Genomic DNA, 21,576 nt, shown 5'->3' with positions numbered 1-21,576 from the left:
GAAGTTGATCACTCTGTCGGCCCGGCAAGCGGGCTAAAAAAACGCGGAGAAACGTTCGGCACTTGCGGCTTGCCGTGGGGGGCGAGCCGTTGCAGGAAACCCGTGACGGGAGGCTGGAGCGTCAACAATGCCTCTCGGCCCTTGCTCCACAACACCGCGTGATCGGGCTCAACGCGACGCAAGATGCTGCCACCGGGCAAGCGCTCGCCGACCTGGTAGATGCGCGCGCCTTGCGAGTCTGCCAGCAACACCCGGGACAAGCCGTGAGTGACGACGAAGCTTGCCTTCAAGGTCAGCGGTTCCGCGCTCGGCAGCAATTCGGCACCCGTCGTCAGACCGAGCACCGTTGCAACCGCCGTTGCGTCGAGCGCTTGACGGGGTACGGGAGCGGTTCGCGAGGTTTCGACCGGTGCTGGCAGCACCAACTGTTCGCGATAGCGCCACTCCTGCCAGCCCAGGAACGCCCCATAGGCCAGCGGCACAACCAGCAGGCTCGCCTTGCTCAAAAGCAAGGCAAGTCCGGTCAAGCGTTCGCGCGAAAACATCACCATGGCCTCACTCAAGTCGCCCGGACCCAGGCTTGCCACACAGGCGCAAAGACATCCGTCGCAGCACCCGGTGGTTGCAGGCCTCATGCACGATGACGGCGCCGATGTGCGCGACCAGCAGCAGCGACAGCACCACACATACCCACGTGTGAACCGTGACGAACAGAGCGATCAGTTGTGGATCGCTTAACGGCTGATCGATCTCGATCACCCCGAATACATCGATCGGGCGATCCATCATCAACACGCCGGTCACCAGAACGGCACCGACGAAGAGGTAAATCAATGCGTGGGCAAACAATGCGAGCACTTCGACAAGCGACAACGACTTCATGCCCGAAAAACGGGTATGAGTGAAAAACAGAAACAGGCGCCACAGGTAAAACGGTATGAACACTGTCGTCAGCGAAACATTGAAGAACGCAACCGACTCCTTGATGTGCGCTGACACCTCGAAACCGGCCACAAGAAAACCAGACAGCAAGGTCCACAGGATCACCGCGGCAGACAACCAATGCAGCAGCACGCGCTGTCTGGAATAACCCGAAACAGTCATTTTCAACTCGATCAACGTCAGAAGAATAAAGCTTCAGGCGATCGGCTACCGATCGCCTGAAGTGCTACAAGGGGGACTTACAACTTGTTCCACGCCATGTGCCAGTGAGCACCGACACCTGGTTCAAAACCGTTGGCTGTGGGGCTGTACTGCTTGCAGTAACCCGACTCGGGGAATGGCTTGCACTCAAAGACTTCGTTGGTCTTCGGTTGCAGAACCTTGGTACCGGCGGTGTAGTCGCCGAGGCCTTCAGGGAACACGAAATCGTATTCGACGCCGGCACCTTCGCCAGTCAGTTGGGTGGTCTGGGTGTCCTGACGGGTGGTGCGGCCATCCAGGGTGGTGCCGACCAGGGTCAGGGTGTGCGCACCCGGGTTGCTGCGTACATCCATGGACAGCCAGGTGGAGCCGCTGGCCACTTGTGCCGACGTGGTGCCTACCGGCTTGTTGTTCTGGTCGAGCAAGGTCGCTTCGACGTTCATCGGACGGTTCGAGGTCATGCTGAACTCGACCTTGGCCCGGCCTTTATCCAGAACGTATTCGGCTTGCTGCGAGGCCACCGACATGCGCGCAGCGGCGTCGTCCTTCATGTCCAGCTGCACTTCGTAGCGGACTACCCCGCTTTCTTTTTGTGCGTAAAGGCTGTTGGCGCCTTTGACCGGCTCGACATTACCGCTCTCGTCACGGATACCGGCGCGAACGAGGGTGTGGGTCTGGTTGATTTTTTCTGCCAGCTTGAACGACCAGTTTTGCGGCGACCCTTCTTCAGCGTTGTCGATGCTGATTTCGACGCTATAGTCCGGGCTCTCGCCATTGGCGGAGAACGCGCGGGCCTTGACCTTGTCGCCCACCAGCAACGCGGCTGATGGTGCAATGCTGCCCACTGAGGACCAGCCACCCGGCAGATCCGGTTCGGCCAGGATGTTCACGTCTGCCGCGTTGTAAAACGCTGCATCGGTGTCACCGACAGTCCAGATGGCCAGGACGACGTGATGGCCGGACTTGTCTGCCGGTAGGGTGCAGTTGTGCTTGTCACTGGACTCGGGACGCTGATTGCCGCCGTCGACGGTGCAGAACGGCGTGCTTTCAAAGGTGGCGCGCTTGAGCGACTCATTCGGGTTCCAGCCGTTGCGGGTAATGAAATACTCGTGCTTGGTGGCTGGGTGAACCGCGGTGTAACGCCATTGGAAATCGATGTTGCGGTCCTTGATTTCCGTCAGGTGCCAACGGGTGGCGGACTGCGCATCCATGGCAGAGAACAGCGAGTGACCACCGCTGGCGATCTTGCCATCGACCGGTCCCTGCAAGGGAGCACCGCCGACGCCGGCCGGAAAGCCTTTGAAGGTTTCACCAACACTCTGCGGCTCGTACTGGGCGCCACCGCAGTTGGTGTTCAAGCCTTTCTGGCAAGCCAGCGCGCGCGAAGGCGGCACTTCCAGATAGCCATGGGCGGAAACGGTTTGAGAGGCCAGCATTGCCGATAACAGGATCATCGATGAAGTGCAGGCGGTTAATGCACTTCTCTTTTCAAACTTGATTTTCATGATGTATTCCAGACTGCTTATCGAAAACAGGGCGCCTTGTGGGCGCCCCTGTTCACTTCGTGATTGTTCGGCGATACGCCGGACAAGGGCCTGGAACCTTACGGGGGTGGAAGAAAATTCTATGTAGGAGTAATCGCCGAACGAGGCAGGAACAGTCTCTCCATTCCTCGATCCGACAAAGAAAGAAAACATTCTTACAACAAGTGATGCTTTATCGATTGAGCTTTTGAACGGCACAAAAAAACCTGTCCGGCACGAGGCGGGACAGGCTTTGTCGAAACGGGCAATCGCTATTCGTGATACTGCGCCGACAACTCATGCACCGCGCGCAGGAAGGCGCCAGCGTGTTCCGGATCGACTTCCGGCGTGATGCCATGGCCGAGGTTGAACACATGGCCGCTGCCCTTGCCGTAGCTGGCCAGAATACGCCCGACTTCCGCGCGGATGGCTTCCGGCTTGGCGTAGAGCACGGTCGGGTCCATGTTGCCTTGCAGTGCGACCTTGTCGCCGACACGGGCGCGGGCGCTGCCGATGTCGCAGGTCCAGTCCAGGCCCAGTGCATCAGCACCAGCGTCGGCGATGCTTTCCAGCCACAGACCGCCGCTCTTGGTGAACAGGATCACCGGCACCTTGCGGCCTTCGTGCTCGCGGATCAGGCCGCTGACGATTTTCTTCATGTAGGCCAGGGAGAACTCCTGGTACGCCGCCGCCGAGAGGGCGCCGCCCCAGCTGTCGAAGATCTGCACCGCTTGCGCACCGGCCATGATCTGGCCGTTGAGGTAGCTGGTGACCGTCTGCGCGAGCTTGTCCAGCAGCAGGTGCAGGGCTTGCGGATTGTCGTAGAGCATGGTTTTAGTCTTGCGGTAGTCTTTCGACGAACCGCCTTCGACCATGTAGGTGGCCAGTGTCCATGGGCTGCCGGAGAAGCCGATCAGCGGCACACGGCCGTTCAGTTCGCGGCGGATGGTGCTGACCGCGTCCATCACATAGCCCAGGTCTTTGTGCGGATCAGGAATCGGCAGGGCCTCGATGTCGGCCAGGGTGCTGACGACTTTCTTGAAGCGCGGACCTTCACCGGTTTCGAAGTACAGGCCTTGGCCCATGGCATCGGGGATGGTCAGGATGTCGGAGAAGAGAATCGCCGCGTCCAGTTGTGGATAGCGGTCGAGCGGCTGCATCGTGACTTCGCAAGCGAACGCCGGGTTCATGCACAGGCTCATGAAATCACCGGCCTTGGCACGGCTGGCGCGGTATTCAGGCAGGTAGCGACCGGCCTGACGCATCATCCACACGGGGGTGACGTCTACGGGTTGCTTGAGCAGGGCGCGCAGGAAACGGTCGTTCTTCAGGGCAGTCATGTCGGCATCCGGAAAAAAAGTGAGGGCATTTTCTCAGAGCGCGACGCAAAAGGCACGGATGCAGGTCAGCCTTTTGTCTATCAGGTCAATTTGTCGCAATGTAAACGCGGTTTTCGCAATACCACGAAACAACTGTGGGAGCGGGCTTGCTCGCGAATGCGGTGTGTCAGGCAACAAAACTGTCGACTGACACTCCCTCTTCGCGAGCAAGCCCGCTCCCACATTTGGACTGCATTCCATTTCTGGAAAGTGGTTACACGCCCAGATAATCCAGGATCCCTTCAGCCGCATTGCGGCCTTCGAAGATCGCCGTCACCACCAGGTCAGAACCGCGAACCATATCGCCACCGGCAAAGATCTTCGGATTGCTGGTCTGGTGCTTGTACTGACCTTGCTCAGGCGCCACCACGCGGCCCTGGCTGTCGGTCTGGATTTCGAACTGTTCGAACCACGGTGCCGGGCTCGGACGGAAACCGAAGGCGATAACCACGGCGTCGGCCGGGATGATCTCTTCGGAGCCCGGGATCGGCTCGGGGCTGCGACGGCCACGGGCATCCGGCTCGCCGAGACGGGTCTCGACCACCTTCACGCCTTCGACCTTGTCTTCACCGACAATGGCGATCGGCTGGCGGTTGTAGAGGAACTTCACGCCTTCTTCCTTGGCGTTCTTCACCTCTTTGCGCGAGCCCGGCATGTTCGCTTCGTCACGACGATAGGCGCAGGTCACCGACTTGGCGCCCTGGCGGATCGACGTACGGTTGCAGTCCATCGCCGTGTCGCCGCCGCCGAGTACCACAACCTTCTTGCCTTTCATGTCGACGAAATCTTCCGGCGACTTTTCAAAGCCAAGGTTGCGGTTGACGTTGGCGATCAGGAAGTCCAGGGCGTCGTACACGCCCGGCAGGTCTTCACCGGCAAAACCGCCCTTCATGTAGGTGTAGGTGCCCATGCCCATGAATACGGCATCGTATTCTTCGAGCAGTTGCTCCATGGTCACGTCCTTGCCCACCTCGGTGTTGAGGCGGAACTCGATGCCCATGCCGCTGAAAACTTCGCGACGATTGCTCAGCACGGTCTTTTCCAGCTTGAACTCGGGGATACCGAAGGTCAGCAGACCGCCGATTTCCGGGTTCTTGTCGAACACCACCGGGGTCACGCCACCGCGCACCAGCACGTCGGCACAACCCAGGCCCGCCGGGCCCGCACCGATGATCGCGACACGCTTGCCGGTCGGCTTGACCTTGGACATGTCCGGGCGCCAGCCCATGGCGAACGCGGTGTCGGTGATGTACTTCTCCACCGAACCGATGGTCACCGCGCCGAAGCCGTCGTTGAGGGTGCAGGCACCCTCGCACAGACGGTCCTGCGGGCACACCCGGCCGCAGACTTCCGGCAGGGTGTTGGTCTGGTGCGACAGCTCGGCGGCCTGGAGGATGTTGCCCTCGGCCACCAGTTTCAGCCAGTTGGGAATGAAGTTGTGCACCGGGCACTTCCATTCGCAATACGGGTTACCGCAACCCAGGCAGCGGTGGGCCTGGTCGGCCGACTGCTGGGGTTTGAAGGGTTCGTAGATTTCCACGAACTCTTTCTTGCGTTGACGCAACAGTTTCTTCTTCGGATCCTTGCGCCCGACCTCGATGAACTGGAAGTCATTATTCAGACGTTCAGCCATTTTAAAACCTCATCAAACTCTTCAGGCGCATATCACTGCGGGTTGGCACGGGTGCTGGAAAGCAACGTTTTCAAGCTGGCAGCCTTCGGCTTGACCAACCAGAAACGGCGCAGGTAATCATCGAGGTTCTCGGCGAGTTCACGACCCCACTCGCTGTCGGTTTCCTCGACGTACTCGTTCAGCACGCGTTGCAGGTGGCTACGGTAGGCTTCCATCGCCTCGCCGCTGATCCGCTGGATTTCCACCAGTTCGTGGTTGACCCGGTCAACGAAGGTGTTGTCCTGGTCGAGCACGTAGGCGAAACCGCCGGTCATGCCAGAGCCGAAGTTGTAACCGGTCTTGCCCAGTACGCAGACGAAACCACCGGTCATGTACTCGCAGCAGTGATCGCCAGTGCCTTCCACGACGGTGTGGGCACCGGAGTTACGCACGGCGAAACGCTCGCCCGCGGTGCCGGCGGCAAACAGCTTGCCGCCAGTGGCGCCGTACAGGCAGGTGTTGCCAATGATGGCACTGTCCTGAGTGCGGTAGACACTGCCCTTCGGCGGAACGATCACCAGCTTGCCGCCGGTCATGCCCTTGCCGACGTAGTCGTTGGCATCGCCTTCGAGGTACATGTGCAGGCCGCCGGCGTTCCACACGCCGAAGCTCTGCCCGGCCGTGCCTTTGAAGCGGAACGTGACCGGCGCGTTGGCCATGCCCTGGTTACCGTGCTTGCGCGCGATTTCGCCGGAGATCCGCGCGCCGATGGAACGGTCGCAGTTGCAGATATCCAGGTCGAATTCGGCGCCGCTCAGGTCGTTGATCGCCGAAGTGGCCATGTCGACCATTTTCTCGGCCAGCAGGCCCTTGTCGAACGGCGGGTTGCGTTCAACGCCACAGAACTGCGGCTTGTCCGCCGGCACGTGGTCGCTGCCCAGCAATGGAGTCAGGTCCAGGTGATGCTGCTTGGCGGTCTGGCCTTCGAGGACTTCCAGCAGATCGGTACGGCCGATCAGTTCTTCGAGGGAACGCACGCCCAGCTTGGCCAGCCACTCACGGGTTTCTTCGGCGACGTAGGTGAAGAAATTCACCACCATGTCGACGGTACCGATGTAGTGATCCTTGCGCAGCTTCTCGTTCTGGGTCGCGACGCCGGTGGCGCAGTTGTTCAGGTGGCAGATGCGCAGGTATTTGCAGCCCAGGGCGATCATTGGCGCAGTGCCGAAGCCGAAGCTTTCAGCGCCGAGGATTGCCGCCTTGATCACGTCGAGGCCGGTTTTCAGGCCGCCGTCGGTTTGTACCCGGACTTTGCCGCGCAGGTCGTTGCCACGCAGGGTCTGGTGGGTTTCGGCCAGGCCGAGTTCCCACGGAGCGCCCGCGTATTTGATCGAGGTCAGCGGCGATGCACCGGTACCGCCATCGTAACCGGAGATGGTGATCAAGTCCGCGTAGGCCTTGGCCACGCCGGCGGCGATGGTGCCGACGCCCGCTTCCGCTACCAGCTTCACCGAGACCAGCGCCTGCGGGTTGACTTGTTTCAGGTCGAAAATCAGCTGCGACAAGTCTTCGATCGAGTAGATGTCGTGGTGCGGCGGCGGCGAAATCAGGGTCACGCCCGGCACTGCATAACGCAGCTTGGCGATCAGGCCGTTGACCTTGCCGCCTGGCAGTTGACCGCCCTCGCCTGGCTTGGCGCCTTGGGCAACCTTGATCTGCAGTACTTCAGCGTTGACCAGGTATTCCGGGGTTACACCGAAACGACCGGTCGCCACCTGCTTGATTTTCGAGCTCTTGATGGTGCCGTAACGCGCCGGGTCTTCGCCGCCTTCGCCGGAGTTGGAACGCGCACCGAGGCGGTTCATGGCTTCGGCCAGGGCTTCGTGAGCTTCCGGCGACAGGGCGCCCAGGGAGATACCGGCGGAGTCGAAGCGCTTGAGCACCGATTCCAGCGGTTCGATCTCGCTCATATCCAATGGAGTGTCGAGGGTTTTGACTTTCAGCAGGTCGCGGATCATCGACACCGGACGGTTGTCCACCAGCGACGTGTATTCCTTGAACTTGCTGTAGTCGCCCTGCTGCACAGCGGCTTGCAGGGTGTTGACCACGTCCGGGTTGTAGGCGTGGTACTCGCCACCGTGGACGAACTTCAGCAAACCACCCTGCTGGATCGGCTTGCGCGGGCTCCAGGCTTCGGTGGCCAGCGCTTTCTGCTCGGCTTCGATGTCGACGAAACGCGCACCCTTGATGCGGCTCGGCACGCCCTTGAAGCTCAGGTTGCAGACTTCCTCGGACAGGCCGATCGCTTCGAACAGTTGTGCTCCGCGATAGGAGGTGATGGTCGAGATGCCCATCTTCGACAGGATCTTGAGCAGGCCCTTGGTGATGCCTTTACGGTAGTTCTTGAACACCTCGTAGAGGTCGCCCAGCACTTCACCGGTACGGATCAGGTCGCCCAGCACTTCGTAGGCCAGGAACGGATAAACGGCAGAGGCGCCGAAACCGATCAACACGGCGAAGTGGTGCGGATCGCGAGCGGTCGCGGTTTCCACCAGGATGTTGGAGTCGCAACGCAGGCCTTTCTCGGTCAGGCGATGGTGCACGGCGCCGGTAGCCAGGGAAGCGTGGATTGGCAGCTTGCCCGGAGCAATGTGACGGTCACTCAGCACAACCTGGGTGCGACCGGCGCGCACGGCTTCTTCAGCCTGATCGGCCACGTTGCGGATTGCCGCTTCGAGGCCGACGCTTTCGTCGTAGTTGAGGTCGATGATCGCGCGCTCGAAGCCTGGGCGATCGAGGTTCATCAGCGAGCGCCACTTGGCCGGAGAAATGACCGGCGAGCTGAGGATCACGCGCGAGGCGTGTTCCGGCGACTCCTGGAAGATGTTGCGCTCGGCACCGAGGCAGATTTCCAGCGACATGACGATGGCTTCACGCAGCGGGTCGATCGGCGGGTTGGTCACCTGCGCGAACTGCTGGCGGAAATAGTCGTACGGCGTGCGCACGCGCTGGGACAGCACGGCCATCGGCGTGTCGTCGCCCATCGAGCCTACGGCTTCGTAGCCTTGCTCGCCGAGCGGACGCAGCACCTGATCGCGCTCTTCGAACGTGACCTGGTACATCTTCATGTATTGCTTGAGCTGATCGACGTCGTAGAACGCCGAACCGTGGTCGTTGTCTTCCATGGTCGCCTGGATGCGCAGGGCATTCTTGCGCAGCCATTGCTTGTACGGGTGACGGGACTTCAGACGGTTGTCGATCGCATCGGTGTCGAGGATCTGACCGGTTTCGGTGTCCACGGCAAAGATCTGGCCCGGGCCAACGCGGCCCTTGGCGATCACGTCTTCAGGCTGGTAGTTCCAGACGCCGATTTCCGAAGCCAGGGTGATGAAACCGTTCTTGGTGGTGACCCAACGCGCCGGACGCAGACCGTTACGGTCGAGCAGGCACACCGCGTAGCGACCGTCGGTCATTACCACGCCGGCCGGGCCGTCCCACGGTTCCATGTGCATCGAGTTGTATTCGTAGAACGCACGCAGATCCGGGTCCATGGTCTCGACGTTCTGCCACGCAGGCGGAATGATCATCCGCACGCCACGGAACAGGTCGATGCCACCGGTGACCATCAGCTCCAGCATGTTGTCCATGCTCGAGGAGTCGGAACCGACGCGGTTGACCAGCGGGCCGAGTTCTTCCAGGTCCATCAAGTCGTTGGTGAACTTGGTGCGACGAGCCACGGCCCAGTTGCGGTTGCCGGTGATGGTATTGATCTCGCCGTTGTGCGCCAGGAAGCGGAACGGTTGAGCCAGTGGCCATTTCGGCAAGGTGTTGGTGGAGAAGCGCTGGTGGAACACGCAAATCGAGGTTTGCAGGCGCTCATCGCTCAGGTCCGGATAGAAGGCGGTCAAGTCCGCCGGCATCATCAGGCCTTTGTAAATGATGGTCTTGTGGGAAAAGCTGCAGACGTAGTGGTCGGTGTCGGCGGCATTGGCCACGGACGAGCGACGACGGGAGGTGAACAGCTTGACGGCCATGTCCTGATCGCTCAGGCCTTCACCACCGATGAACACTTGCTCGATCTGCGGCAGGCGCTCAAGGGCGAGGCGACCGAGGACGCTGGTGTCGATCGGCACTTTGCGCCAGCCGACCAGTTGCAGACCGGCGGCCAGGATCTCGCGGTTCATGTTCTCGCGAGCGGCTTCGGCCTTGACTGGGTCCTGGTTGAAGAAAACCATGCCCACAGCGTATTGCTTGGGCATTTCGACGCCGAAGGTTTCCTGGGCGATGGCTCGCAGGAACACGTCCGGCTTTTGAATCAGCAGACCGCAACCGTCACCGGTCTTGCCGTCGGCATTAATCCCACCGCGGTGGGTCATGCAGGTCAGGGCCTCGATGGCCGTTTGCAAAAGGGTATGACTGGGCTCGCCCTGCATATGGGCAATCAGGCCGAAACCGCAGTTATCCTTGAATTCATCTGGTTGGTACAGACCTGCTTTCATAGACACTTTCTCACCAGGCTGCTTCTCGCGAAGCAAATTTCTTTTCAATTCAACCACTTACCAACCGCGCCGAACGTACGCCGGCTTTGCGGGGGCAAAAGGGAGGTCATTGTACACACCGACACAGAGGCTCACAAATTTGACGACGAAATGTCGCAAATCTATGTCGCATTTGTGAAAGGTTTAAAGCGATCTGCTGTGCTAGTCAAAACTTTTTTTAATTCTGACCGCAACGACTCAAAGACTACTGTGACGCAGACACCACAAGGCACGCAGCCCGGAAGGTTGCGCGCACTTGTAGAAATTTTGAGGTGCTTGGAGAGGCGGCCTGGGTAAGGCCGCCGAATCTTCAGCGAGTTGTTGCCAGTTCCTGTTGGACGCTGGCGACAGTGCGAGGCCAAGGTTTACCAGCCTGAACCTTCGCTGGCAAGGCCTTGATGGCGGAAACGGCTGCATCACGATTGGCGAAGTTGCCGTAGGTGATCACGTAGAGCGGCTTGCCATTGAGGACTTTCTTGAAATAACGGTACTCGCCGCCCTGCTCCTTGACGAAGCTTTGTGCGGCGGTTTCGGAGCTGGTGCCGAGGATTTGCACTACATAGTTACCCGGTGCCTGTCCGGCGTACCAGGTGCCGCCAGCGGCCTTGGCCGCCGGAGCCGGTTTCTCGGCAGGCTTGGCCGCCGCAGCAACGGCTGGCTTGGCTGGCGCTGGTGCAGGCTTGGCCACTGGAGCAGGCGCTGGTACAGGCGCTGGCTTGGCGGTGGCGACCTGAGTCGGCGCAGGCGTCGGCTTGGCCGCTGGTGTCGGCGCAGGGCCGGCAGGAACGCCCACAGGCGGCGCAGTGGTGGTCACGGTCGGCGGAGTGGCGCTGGAGCCTTCAACCGGCACCCCGTCGTCACCTTCGGTAATGCCACCTGCCGCTTCAGCCAGCGGACCGCGCATCACCGGTTGCGAGTTACCGACCAACGGCAATGGCATCGGCTGCGTGTTGCCAGCGAATTCTACGGCCGGAGCGCCGCCATTCGCTGTTGGCTGACCCTGGCCAAGCGGCAGTTGCGCCTGTTCATTGGCCGGCGCACCGGTGGTCGGTGCCTTGTTGCGACCTGGAATCAACCAGGCGGCAGCTACCGCGACCACGACCACGGCGGAAATCGCCAACACGTGTTTCTTCGGCATATTGAACCCCATTTTTGGACGCTTGACCGCTGAGCGGCTGGCGATCATGGCTTCGATCATTGCATCGCGGGCGACCTGATTGATGCTGCCAGGCCAACCTTCGGAGCTTTCGTGAATATCAGAGATCTGATCCGCGGTGAAAAGTTCGATACCGCGACCAGCGCCTTCGAGCCGCTGCTCCAGATATTCGCGGGTTTCCTCTTCGGTGTAGGGCTGTAACTCGATGACGTGGAAACGCTCTTCCTCGAGATGCAAAGCCTCAAGCTGAGCAATCAGCGAGGTCTCACCGAACAGGAACACATGCGGGCGGCCTTCCGGCGCACCGGCAGCCAGGACCATCAGAGCCTCAAGGGCGGACTCGTCGAGTTGTTCGGCGTCATCGACCAGCAGATAGACTTCCTGCCCGGTCAGTGCAAGCTGCACCACCTGGGCCAGAATAGCGTCGGCATCAGCCTGGCCGACGTTCAACGCCTGGGCCACCTGACGCAATACCCCGGCCGCATCGCCGGCACCGCGGGCAGAAACCACCACGCTTTGTACCGATTGCTTGTTGGTGCTGGCGACCAGAGCCTGACGCAACAGGGTCTTGCCACTGCCTTCTGGGCCAGTGACCACCAGCAGCAACTGACTGTAACGGGCCAGGTGATGCAGTTGTCCCAGCACGGGTTTGCGCTGGGCCGGGAAAAATTTGAAGCCAGGCACCCGTGGAGCAAAAGGGTCATGACTCAACTGGTAATGGCCGAGGAAGGCCTCGTCGGCATGCAAACTAGTCATTGTGTTCTTATTAACCTTTAAGCTGAGCCAGGGCGCGGTAGTCTGCCCCCAGCGTGGCCTGTAGAACCTCTTTCGGATAATCGTCGGTCACCACCGCTTCACCCATGTGGCGCAGCAGCACCAGGCGTAAACGACCGTCGATCACTTTTTTGTCAATGGACATATGTTCGAGGAAATCGGCTTCTGTCATTTCTTCTGGCGGAACGACCGGCAGCCCCGCACGCTGGAACAGACGAATGCCGCGATCGCGTTCCTGCTCGCTGATCCAGCCGAGGCGCGCGGACATTTCCAGCGCCATTACGGTGCCAGCAGCCACTGCCTCACCATGAAGCCACACACCATAGCCCATGTGGGTTTCAATGGCGTGGCCAAAAGTGTGGCCTAGGTTCAGGGTGGCACGAACGCCTGTCTCTTTCTCATCGGCACCGACCACTGCCGCCTTGGCCGCACAGGAACGCTCGATGGCATAGGTCAGGGCTTGCTGGTCCAGATTGCGCAGGCGATCGACATTGTCTTCGAGCCAGGTCAGGAACGGCTCATCACAGATCAGCCCGTACTTGATGACTTCGGCCAGCCCGGCGGACAGCTCGCGCGCCGGCAGGGTATTGAGGCTGGCGGTATCGATCAGCACCACGTTCGGCTGATAGAAGGCGCCGACCATGTTCTTGCCCAGCGGATGGTTGATCCCGGTCTTGCCGCCCACCGAGGAGTCGACCTGCGACAGCAGCGTGGTCGGAACCTGGATGAAATCGACGCCGCGCTGGTAGCAGGCGGCGGCAAAGCCGGCCATATCACCGATCACACCGCCGCCAAGGGCGATCACCGTGGTGCGGCGGTCATGCCGGGCGGTCAGCAGACCGTCGAAAATCAGTTGCAGGGTTTCCCAGGTCTTGAAGGCTTCGCCGTCGGGCAGTACCACGGAAATCACCGAGAACTGCGCCAGGCTGCGGGTCAGACGCTCGAGATAGAGCGGCGCAACAGTCTCGTTGGAGATGATCGCTACTTGCCGTCCGCGAATGTGCGGGGCCAGCAGCTCGGGCTGATCCAACAAACCTTCGCCAATATGAATCGGGTAGCTGCGCTCGCCTAGATCGACCTTGAGTGTCTGCATGTGTCCCCACAGTGAAGATGGAATCAGGCGTACTGCCTTGAGTTAACGAATATCCACGGCCTCTGCTGGTGTGACGCCGTTCGGTAGCCATCCGCCACAACCTCGAACGGTCATGGCGGGACGCCGAGGATAGCGCATTTCGCGCGGCGCTTTAACGGGGTGGCAACTGCTGCAGACGCTCTAGAATGTCGAGTACGACCATTCGTGGCGGCCGCTCATCGGTTTCGACCACCAGGTCGGCAATTTCCCGATAAAGCGGATCGCGGATCGCCAGCAGATCCCGCAGGGTCTTGGCCGGATCGGCGGTGCGCAGCAATGGCCGATTGCGGTCGCGGGACGTGCGGCCGACCTGCTGCTCGACTGACGCATGCAGATAAACCACCCGCCCACCGGCATGCAGTGCCCGACGATTGGCTTCGCGCATAACCGCGCCCCCGCCTGTCGCCAGCACCACACCGTCGCAATCGCACAGCTCGGCAATCATTGCCTGCTCGCGATCACGAAAACCCGGTTCGCCTTCCTTATCGAAGATCCAAGGGATATTGGCGCCCGTGCGCAATTCAATTTCCTTATCGGAATCTTTGAATGGCAGGCGCAGCTCTTTGGCCAGCAACCGGCCGATGGTGCTTTTTCCAGCCCCCATCGGTCCAACAAGAATCAAATTTCGCACAGAATCAATGACTCACAGCAATCGCCCGATTATTCATGATACGCGGAGTGAGGAATACCAACAGCTCGGATTTTTTCTCCGAAACCACATCACGCCGGAAAAGGCGGCCAAGATACGGCACATCGCCAAGAAATGGCACCTTATCTACAACCTTGCTCTGAGTATTTGAGAAAACACCACCAATGACGATGGTCTCGCCATCGTTGACCAGGACCTTGGCGTTGACTTCGTTTTTCTTGATGGGGGGTACATCCTGAACCTTGTTCAGGTAGTCCGGTTCGTCCTTGGTCACCTTGACTTCCATGATGATCCGGTTGTCGGGCGTGATCTGCGGCGTCACCTCCAGCGACAGCGACGCCTCCTTGAACGACACCGAAGTCGCGCCGCTGGAACTGGCTTCCTGATAGGGAATTTCCGTGCCCTTGAGGATTTTGGCGGTTTCCTTGTCGGACGTGACCACCTTGGGCTGCGAGACGATTTCCCCGTTGCCGGTTTTCTCCATGGCCGTCAGCTCCAGGTCCAGCAAGACGTTATCGGTGATGAAGGCGATGCCGATTCCCGAGGTGTTGTTGGCTACGCCCATGTCGACGAACGGTGAGTTGGTGCTGGTACTGCCGGGCGTGCCAATGGTCGATGACCCATTGAGTCCATTACTGACGCCGGAGGTGTTCCAGTTGCCCTTGTTCTGTATCGAACCACCCCAGCGCACCCCGAGGCTTTTGTCATAGTCGACGTTGGCTTCGACAATGCGCGCCTCGATCATCACCTGACGCACAGGGATATCCAGCTGCGTGACGATCCTGCGCAGCTCATCCAGCCGGTCCTGGGTCTGGTAGGCAATGATGTTGTTGGTGCGTTCATCGACGGTGATTGATCCCCGTTCGTCGGGTTTCGCTTCGGCACTGGTCACCGACTGGAAGAGCTTGGCGATATCCGCCGCCTTGGCGTAATTGACCTGCAACAGCTCCCGACGCAACGGCGCCAGATCGGCAATCTGCTTCTGCGATTCGAGCTCCTGACGCTCACGGGCAGCAATTTCATCGGCCGGCGCAACCAGCAGGACATTGCCGACCTTGCGCTTGTCCAGCCCCTTGGTTTTCAGCACCAGATCCAGCGCCTGATCCCACGGCACGTTCTGCAAGCGCAGGGTAATTCCCCCCTGGACCGTGTCGCTGGCCACCAGATTGAGGTTGGTGAAATCGGCGATCAGTTGCAGCACCGAGCGCACATCGATGTCCTGGAAGTTCAGCGATAGCTTCTCGCCACTGTAGGCCTGTTGCCCGGCATTGCGTTTTTGCAGTTCGTCGACCGTCGCCGGGCGAACGCTGACCGTGAGCTTATTGTCAGTCTGATAGGTCGAGTAATCGAACGTGCCGCCGGGCTCAATGCTGATGGTGGCTCGATCGCCGCTCGCGCTGGCATTGACGAACTGCACGGGCGTGGCGAAATCCTTCACGTCCAGGCGCACGCGCAATCGCTCGGGCAATAAGGTCTTGGCAAATCCGACGATGATCCTGCCTTCGCGCTCTTGTATGTCGGGCGCAATCGATGGATCCGACAAGTCGATCACCACGTTGCCTTCGCCCTGGGTCCCCCGCTGGAAATCCACACCCCGAATGGCCTTGCCCGCCGTCGCAACGGCTCGTGCCGGAACCGGCGTTGCTACCGCCGCCGGCCTGGATATCGACGGTTTGACTCCCTGCCCGACAACAACCAGCAGATTGTTACCTTCTATTCGCGAGTCGTACGGGGCCGGCTGGGTCAGGTTGATGATCAATCGCGTACGGTCCCGGGCTTCCACCACCGTCGCACTTCGGGCATTTCCACTGCCCAGATCGTGAGTCTTGCTCGCCAGCTGACTGGCGACACCCGGCAAATCCAGGGCAATCCGGGCTGGCGAATCCGTCGTGTAGCCGTGGGGCACCGGGGGCGGCGCATCGAACGACAACTTCAACTCGACACGGTCACCCGGCAGCGCTGCGACATCCAGCGCCTTGAGATTGGCCGCTTGTACCATCGGCGACAACAACGCTATCCATAGCGAAAGGCCGACGGTGGAAAGAATCCTGTTCATTATTGGAGTTCCACTATGAGTGCTCTTTCAAAGGGATGGTCCGGGGACGCTCCAGCCACGCACCCTGACCATCGGGGACAATTTCAACCATATCGACTTGAGAGCCACTGATCGCAACGATCCGTCCGTGGTTACGCCCCAGGTAATCGCCGACTTTCAGCCGGTGCACCCCACCCGCCCCGCGCAGCAGGGCATAGGAGCCCGTTGCATTGGAAAGGGTGCCGACCATTTCAAACTGCTCGATGTTGAAGCCTTCGAGGTATTGCTTGACCCGACCCGGGTCGGGCTTGACGTTACCCGAACCCCGCCGCCGGGCCGCCAGATCGGTGCTGATCTGCGGCGAAAACGGGCTGCGCAGATTCGCCGCGTTGTAAGTGAATGCAGGGTAAGACTGGAATACTGGCGTTGGTTCAATCTTCCCCGGCCCGTGCAGGCGCATTTCGTTCATGTACGCGTCCAGATCGGTGTAGTCATCCCCCCCGCCACAACCGGACAGGGCAGACAGCAATACCACCACCGAAAAACTACGTGCCGGGCTCATTGATGCTGTCCCTTGTCGTTGTAGCGGTAGGTCTTGGCGAGGATGGTCAAGCGCAGTTTCGGACCACCCTCAGGGCTGACAGGAGCCAGATCGAAATCGTGCAAGGTAACGATTCGTGGCAACCCGGCCACACCACTGACGAAGGTGGCCAGGTCGTGGTATTCCCCGGTGACCGTGATCTGGATCGGCAGTTCGATGTAGAACGGCTGGGCCACCTCCGGCAGCAACTTGATCTCTTCGAACTCCAGGCCACTGTCGAGGCCCGTACGTGTGATGTCTTCGAGCAGGCCGGGCACTTCGGTATCGCTGGGCAATTGCCGCAACAGCACGACGAAGGTGTTCTCCATCTCTTTCAACTGCCGGGTATAGAGATCCAGGTTCGCCGCCATGCGGGCCTTGCTGGCGAACTGCTCCTTGAGTGTCGACTCTTCCTCGCGCTTGAGATCGAGCTGGCTCACAAGGTCGCGGGTGGAAAAGTTATAGCCAAAGGCCAGCACCAAAAACACGAGCAAGGCGGCCACCAGACACTTGATCGCCGGCGGCCAGGAACCCATGTTGCTGGTATCCAGATCATTGATGTCGATCTTGCGCAGCCCTTCGAACCATTCGGACAGACTCATTTGCCCCCCTCCGGTGTTGCGGGTTGAGTCTGGCGGACGGTCAACTGGAAGACGTTTGCCTGTTCCAACTGGCCGGCAGCCGTGGCCTTGACTTCGGTCAGGCTCGGCGCATCGAACCAGTCTGATGCCTCGAGGTTGCGCATCAATTCTGAAACGCGGTTGTTGGATTGTGCGGCACCGGTGATGGACAAGGTCTTTGCGGTCATTTTCACTTCGGTGAAATACACGCCATCGGGCAGGGCTCGCGCCAACTGGTCAAATATTCGCCCGCTGATTTGGCGATTGCCTTGCAGGCCCTGGATGACACCCATGCGCTCGACCAATTGCTGACGGCGCGCCTTGAGATCATTGATCTGGCTGATTCGCTCATCGACCACGGCGACTTGTTTGCCGATGTAATCATTACGGGCGACTTGCTGGTCGATGGCACCGCTAATGACCTGGTTCGCAACCAGCACCGCCCCCATCGCGCCCACCATTGCCGCCACCAGGACCAGCAGGAAGCGCTTGCGGCGGACTTCACGTCGCTCCTCGCGCCAGGGTAAAAGGTTGATCCGTGCCATTAGTCGAAGCTCCTGAGGGCCAGACCGCAGGCGATCATCAACGCCGGGGCATCACTCGCCAGGGCAGCGCCATTGACCTTGCTGCCCAGAGTCATTTCGCAAAACGGGTTCGCGACCTGGGTCGGCGTGCCCAATTGCTGCTCGATCAAACGGTCCAGCCCCGGGATCGACGCCGTACCGCCGGCCAGCAGGACATGGTCGACGGCGCTGTACTGGCCGGAAGCAAGGAAGAAGTGCAACGAGCGCGACACCTGCTGCACCAGCGCCTCTCGAAATGGCTGCAAGACCTCAGCGGCATAGTCATCCGGCAACCCGCCCTTCTTTTGCGCCAGCCCCGCCTGCTCCAGCGTCAGGCCGTAGCGACGCTGGATTTCCTCGGTCAGTTGCCGACCGCCGAACAGTTGTTCGCGGGTGTAGATAATCCGCCCGTTGTGCAGCACGCTCAGGGTGGTCATGGTGGCGCCGATGTCCACCACTGCGACCGTCAAAGGTTTCTCGGAAACCGCGAGTCGACTGGCCAGAAGTTCGAATGAACGCTCCAGCGCGTAGGCCTCGACATCGACCACGCGGGCGGTCAGCCCCGCCAGGGCCAGGGCGGCCTCGCGGACTTCGACGTTTTCCTTGCGACAAGCGGCGAGCAGCACGTTGACGCGCTCGGGATTACGCCCGGAGGTGCCCTGGACTTCAAAGTCGATCGCGACTTCGTCCAGGGGATAAGGAATGTACTGGTCAGCTTCGATTTTCAGCTGGCTTTCCATTTCGTCTTCGCAAAGACCGGCATCCATCTCGATGGTCTTGGTGATCACCGCTGAGCCCGCCACGGCCACGGCCACGTTCTTGAGGGCGGTTCTGGCCTTGGCCAGCGCGCGAGTGAGGGCCAGCCCCACACCTTCGAGCTCGGCGATATTCTTTTCGATCACCGCGCCGACCGGCAATGGCTCGACCGCATAGGCCTCGACCCGGTAGCGCTCACCCTGACGGCTCAACTCAAGAAGTTTCACCGAGGTGGAACTGATGTCGATTCCCAGCAGCGTATTGGATTTTTTCTTGAAGAGTCCTGGCACTACCAATTCCCTATGACTTTCCGTGAGTTACGGACTCTGCAATGTCCATTGCGTTCAATCCACCCGTCTTGACAGCAGCGCCAGCCACGCTCCCGATCAGAAAAATGCTTATAATGCCCAGCGTTTTTTTCCGCTTTTGCTCAAGCGCGGGTCGTTCTCGATTAGCCTGAACCCTGTTGCCCAATTCATTTTTTACCCTGGATATCCAAAAGCCTTGATTCGTCTGCTGAAGTTTTTCGGTTGGTCCATCGTCGCGGTTTTCTGCGGACTCCTTCTGGGTCTGAGCGGGGCGTACCTTTACCTTAGTCCCGGACTACCGTCCGTGGAGGCGCTGAGAAGCATCCAGTTGCAGATCCCTTTGCGGGTCTACAGCAGCGATAACAAGTTGATCGCAGAATTTGGCGAAATGCGCCGTACACCGATCCGTTTCGCCGACATTCCCCCCAATTTCATCAATGCGTTACTAAGTGCTGAAGACGACAATTTCGCCAACCACTACGGCGTCGATCCGAGCAGCCTGATGCGTGCCGCGACCCAACTGGTCAAAAGCGGACACATCCAGTCCGGCGGCAGCACGATCACCATGCAGGTGGCGAAGAACTTCTTCCTGACCAGCGAACGCAGCTTTTCACGCAAGACCACCGAGATCCTGCTGGCCCTGCAGATCGAACAGCAGCTGACCAAGGACGAGATCCTCGAGCTGTACGTCAACAAGATCTATCTGGGTAACCGCGCCTACGGCATCGAGGCGGCGGCGCAGGTCTATTACGGCAAATCGATCCGCGATGTCAGCCTGGCGCAGATGGCGATGATCGCTGGCCTGCCCAAGGCGCCGTCGCGCTTCAACCCGCTGGCCAACCCGGCGCGCAGCAAGGAGCGTCGCGACTGGATCCTGGGGCGCATGTACAAGCTCGGAAAAATCAGCGAGGCCGACTACACCGCTGCAGTCAACGAGCCACTGAACGCCAGCTATCACGTGCCGACCCCGGAAGTGAACGCCCCGTACATCGCCGAAATGGCCCGTGCCGAAATGGTCGGGCGTTACGGTAGCGATGCGTATACCGAAGGCTTCCGCGTCACGACCACGGTACCGAGCGACCTCCAGGAGCTGGCCAACACCGCGGTCCACGAAGGCCTGATGACCTACGACCAGCGTCACGGCTATCGCGGGCCAGAGTCGCGGCTGCCGGGCAAGACCCGCGAGGCCTGGGCAACCGAGCTGACCAAACAACGCATCATCAGCGGCCTGGAACCGGCCATCGTGACCCAGATCGACAAGACCGGCCTGCAGGTACTGACCCGCACCGGTCAGGAACACGTGAACTGGGACACCATGAAGTGGGCCCGGCCGTTCCTGAACACCAACAGCATGGGCGCCAACCCGAAACAACCCTCGGACGTGGCCCAGGTCGGCGATCTGATTCGCGTGCAGCGTCAGCCGGACAATTCGCTGAAGTTCAGCCAGATCCCGCAGGCCCAGGGCGCTCTGGTGTCCCTGGACCCACAGAACGGCGCCATTCGTTCGCTGGTGGGCGGCTTCGCCTTCGAACAGAGCAACTACAACCGCGCATTGCAGGCCAAGCGCCAGCCGGGCTCGAGCTTCAAACCGTTCGTCTACGCCGCCGCACTGGATAGCGGCTACACCGCCTCCAGCCTGGTGAACGACGCACCGATCGTGTTCGTCGACGAGTACCTGGACAAGGTCTGGCGCCCGAAGAACGACACCAACACCTTCCTCGGCCCGATTCGCCTGCGTGAAGCGCTGTACAAGTCGCGCAACTTGGTGTCGATCCGCTTGCTGCAAGCGATGGGCGTCGGCAAGACCATCGACTACATCACGCGCTTCGGTTTCAACAAACAGGACTTGCCACCCAACCTGTCCCTGGCGCTGGGCACCGCGACCCTGACGCCCATGGAAATCGCCACCGGCTGGAGCGCCTTCGCCAACGGCGGCTACAAGATCACCCCGTACATCATCGACAAGATCGAAAGCCGCAACGGCGACACGCTGTTCGTCGCCAACCCGCCGAGCGTGCCTCAGGGCGGCGCTGCCAGCGATGGCATTGCCGTGCCAACCGCCCAAGCCTTCACGGTCAACGCAACGCCGGGCGAGGCACCGGGCACTACGCCGACACCACAAGCACCCGCCGTGGCCGAACGCATCGTTGATGGGCGCACCACGTACATCCTCAACAGCATGCTTGAGGATGTGATCAAGCTCGGCACCGGTCGCCGCGCGCTCGCCCTGGGCCGCCCTGACATTGCCGGCAAGACCGGTACGACCAACGAATCCAAGGACGCCTGGTTCTCCGGCTACAACGCCGATTACGTGACGACCGTGTGGACCGGCTTCGATCAACCGGAAAGCCTGGGTCGCAAGGAATTCGGCGGCACCGTCGCGCTGCCGATCTGGATGAACTACATGGGCGCCGCGCTCAAAGGCAAACCACCGCATACTCAATCGGAGCCCGAAGGCATCCTCAGCCTGCGAGTCGATCCGATCAGCGGTCGCGCAGCCAGCCCGGGCACCCCGGGGGCCTACTTTGAACTGTTCAAGGTCGAAGATACGCCACCGTCCGGGAACGAGCTGGGTAACGGTCTGGCACCTGGCAGCCCACTGCCGGCGGATGAAGCGGCGCCGATCGATTTGTTCTGATCACGGCAATATTAAAACGCCCTGCCTTCGAGAGAAGAGCGGGGCTTTTTATTGCCTGCCGGTTTTGATGTTGGCCGACCCGGCCTCTTCGCGAGCAAGCCCGCTCCCACAGGATTGGAGGCGAACACAAACCTGTACTCACCCTCGTCCAATGTGGGAGCGGGCTTGCT

General features: G+C 60.4%; 15 protein-coding genes. 1 reads left to right on the top strand and 14 read right to left on the bottom strand.

The genetic code is table 11. The features are described 5' to 3' along the window. Nucleotides 1-8: 8 nt before the first annotated feature. The 14 genes from KGB29_RS11655 to KGB29_RS11590 form a co-directional block, all read right to left on the bottom strand. On the bottom strand, nt 9-551 hold the full coding sequence (locus KGB29_RS11655) for a hypothetical protein (RefSeq protein WP_154910320.1): 543 nt from the start codon (nt 549-551) through the stop codon (nt 9-11). A 4-nt stretch (nt 552-555) separates the two neighbouring features. After that, nucleotides 556-1,104, bottom strand: coding sequence for a cytochrome b (locus KGB29_RS11650; RefSeq protein ID WP_154910319.1), 549 nt, complete (start codon nt 1,102-1,104; stop codon nt 556-558). Between the two features lie 77 nt (nt 1,105-1,181). Further along, a complete protein-coding gene (gene gbpA, locus KGB29_RS11645; RefSeq protein WP_154910318.1) occupies nt 1,182-2,648 on the bottom strand; it encodes an N-acetylglucosamine-binding protein GbpA in 1,467 nt (488 codons plus the stop codon). A 290-nt stretch (nt 2,649-2,938) separates the two neighbouring features. After that, nucleotides 2,939-4,006: a uroporphyrinogen decarboxylase gene (hemE, locus tag KGB29_RS11640; RefSeq protein WP_057712346.1), complete on the bottom strand. Its 1,068-nt coding sequence runs from the start codon at nt 4,004-4,006 to the stop codon at nt 2,939-2,941. A 253-nt stretch (nt 4,007-4,259) separates the two neighbouring features. Then, nucleotides 4,260-5,678, bottom strand: a complete 1,419-nt coding sequence (locus tag KGB29_RS11635; RefSeq protein ID WP_007997363.1) for an FAD-dependent oxidoreductase — start codon at nt 5,676-5,678, stop codon at nt 4,260-4,262. 32 nt (nt 5,679-5,710) lie between these two features. Beyond that, a complete protein-coding gene (gene gltB / locus KGB29_RS11630; protein WP_090452683.1) occupies nt 5,711-10,156 on the bottom strand; it encodes a glutamate synthase large subunit in 4,446 nt (1,481 codons plus the stop codon). A gap of 349 nt (nt 10,157-10,505) precedes the next feature. Next, nucleotides 10,506-12,107 carry an AAA family ATPase gene (locus tag KGB29_RS11625; protein WP_090452681.1) on the bottom strand — a complete coding sequence of 534 codons (1,602 nt, stop codon included), beginning with the start codon at nt 12,105-12,107 and terminating at the stop codon, nt 10,506-10,508. A gap of 10 nt (nt 12,108-12,117) precedes the next feature. Further along, nucleotides 12,118-13,218 carry a 3-dehydroquinate synthase gene (gene aroB / locus KGB29_RS11620; protein WP_057712349.1) on the bottom strand — a complete coding sequence of 367 codons (1,101 nt, stop codon included), beginning with the start codon at nt 13,216-13,218 and terminating at the stop codon, nt 12,118-12,120. Nucleotides 13,219-13,369: 151 nt separating this feature from the next. Next, a complete protein-coding gene (gene aroK / locus KGB29_RS11615) occupies nt 13,370-13,888 on the bottom strand; it encodes a shikimate kinase AroK (protein WP_057712350.1) in 519 nt (172 codons plus the stop codon). Nucleotides 13,889-13,892: 4 nt separating this feature from the next. Next, nucleotides 13,893-15,962 (bottom strand): type IV pilus secretin PilQ, encoded by a 2,070-nt coding sequence (gene pilQ, locus KGB29_RS11610; protein ID WP_154861180.1) that lies wholly within the window; start codon nt 15,960-15,962, stop codon nt 13,893-13,895. A 13-nt stretch (nt 15,963-15,975) separates the two neighbouring features. Next, nucleotides 15,976-16,503: a pilus assembly protein PilP gene (locus tag KGB29_RS11605; RefSeq protein ID WP_150811961.1), complete on the bottom strand. Its 528-nt coding sequence runs from the start codon at nt 16,501-16,503 to the stop codon at nt 15,976-15,978. Beyond that, on the bottom strand, nt 16,500-17,123 hold the full coding sequence (gene pilO, locus KGB29_RS11600) for a type 4a pilus biogenesis protein PilO (RefSeq protein WP_154910316.1): 624 nt from the start codon (nt 17,121-17,123) through the stop codon (nt 16,500-16,502). Before pilO ends, KGB29_RS11605 begins: the two co-directional genes overlap by 4 nt. Continuing rightward, nucleotides 17,120-17,686: a PilN domain-containing protein gene (locus KGB29_RS11595; RefSeq protein WP_150811963.1), complete on the bottom strand. Its 567-nt coding sequence runs from the start codon at nt 17,684-17,686 to the stop codon at nt 17,120-17,122. Before KGB29_RS11595 ends, pilO begins: the two co-directional genes overlap by 4 nt. Next, on the bottom strand, nt 17,686-18,750 hold the full coding sequence (locus tag KGB29_RS11590; RefSeq protein ID WP_057712355.1) for a pilus assembly protein PilM: 1,065 nt from the start codon (nt 18,748-18,750) through the stop codon (nt 17,686-17,688). The genes KGB29_RS11595 and KGB29_RS11590 overlap by 1 nt, the downstream gene beginning before the upstream one ends. 217 nt (nt 18,751-18,967) lie before the next feature. Between KGB29_RS11590 and KGB29_RS11585 the strand changes: the two genes are divergently transcribed. Further along, nucleotides 18,968-21,406 carry a penicillin-binding protein 1A gene (locus tag KGB29_RS11585; RefSeq protein WP_411566949.1) on the top strand — a complete coding sequence of 813 codons (2,439 nt, stop codon included), beginning with the start codon at nt 18,968-18,970 and terminating at the stop codon, nt 21,404-21,406. Nucleotides 21,407-21,576: the final 170 nt, after the last annotated feature.

It is taken from the genome of Pseudomonas sp. BF-B-30 (assembly GCF_019956305.1).
Classification (GTDB): Bacteria; Pseudomonadota; Gammaproteobacteria; order Pseudomonadales; family Pseudomonadaceae; genus Aquipseudomonas; species Aquipseudomonas jessenii.
Note: the sequence above shows the minus strand (reverse complement) of the source record. Positions and strands in the feature narration are given on the sequence as shown.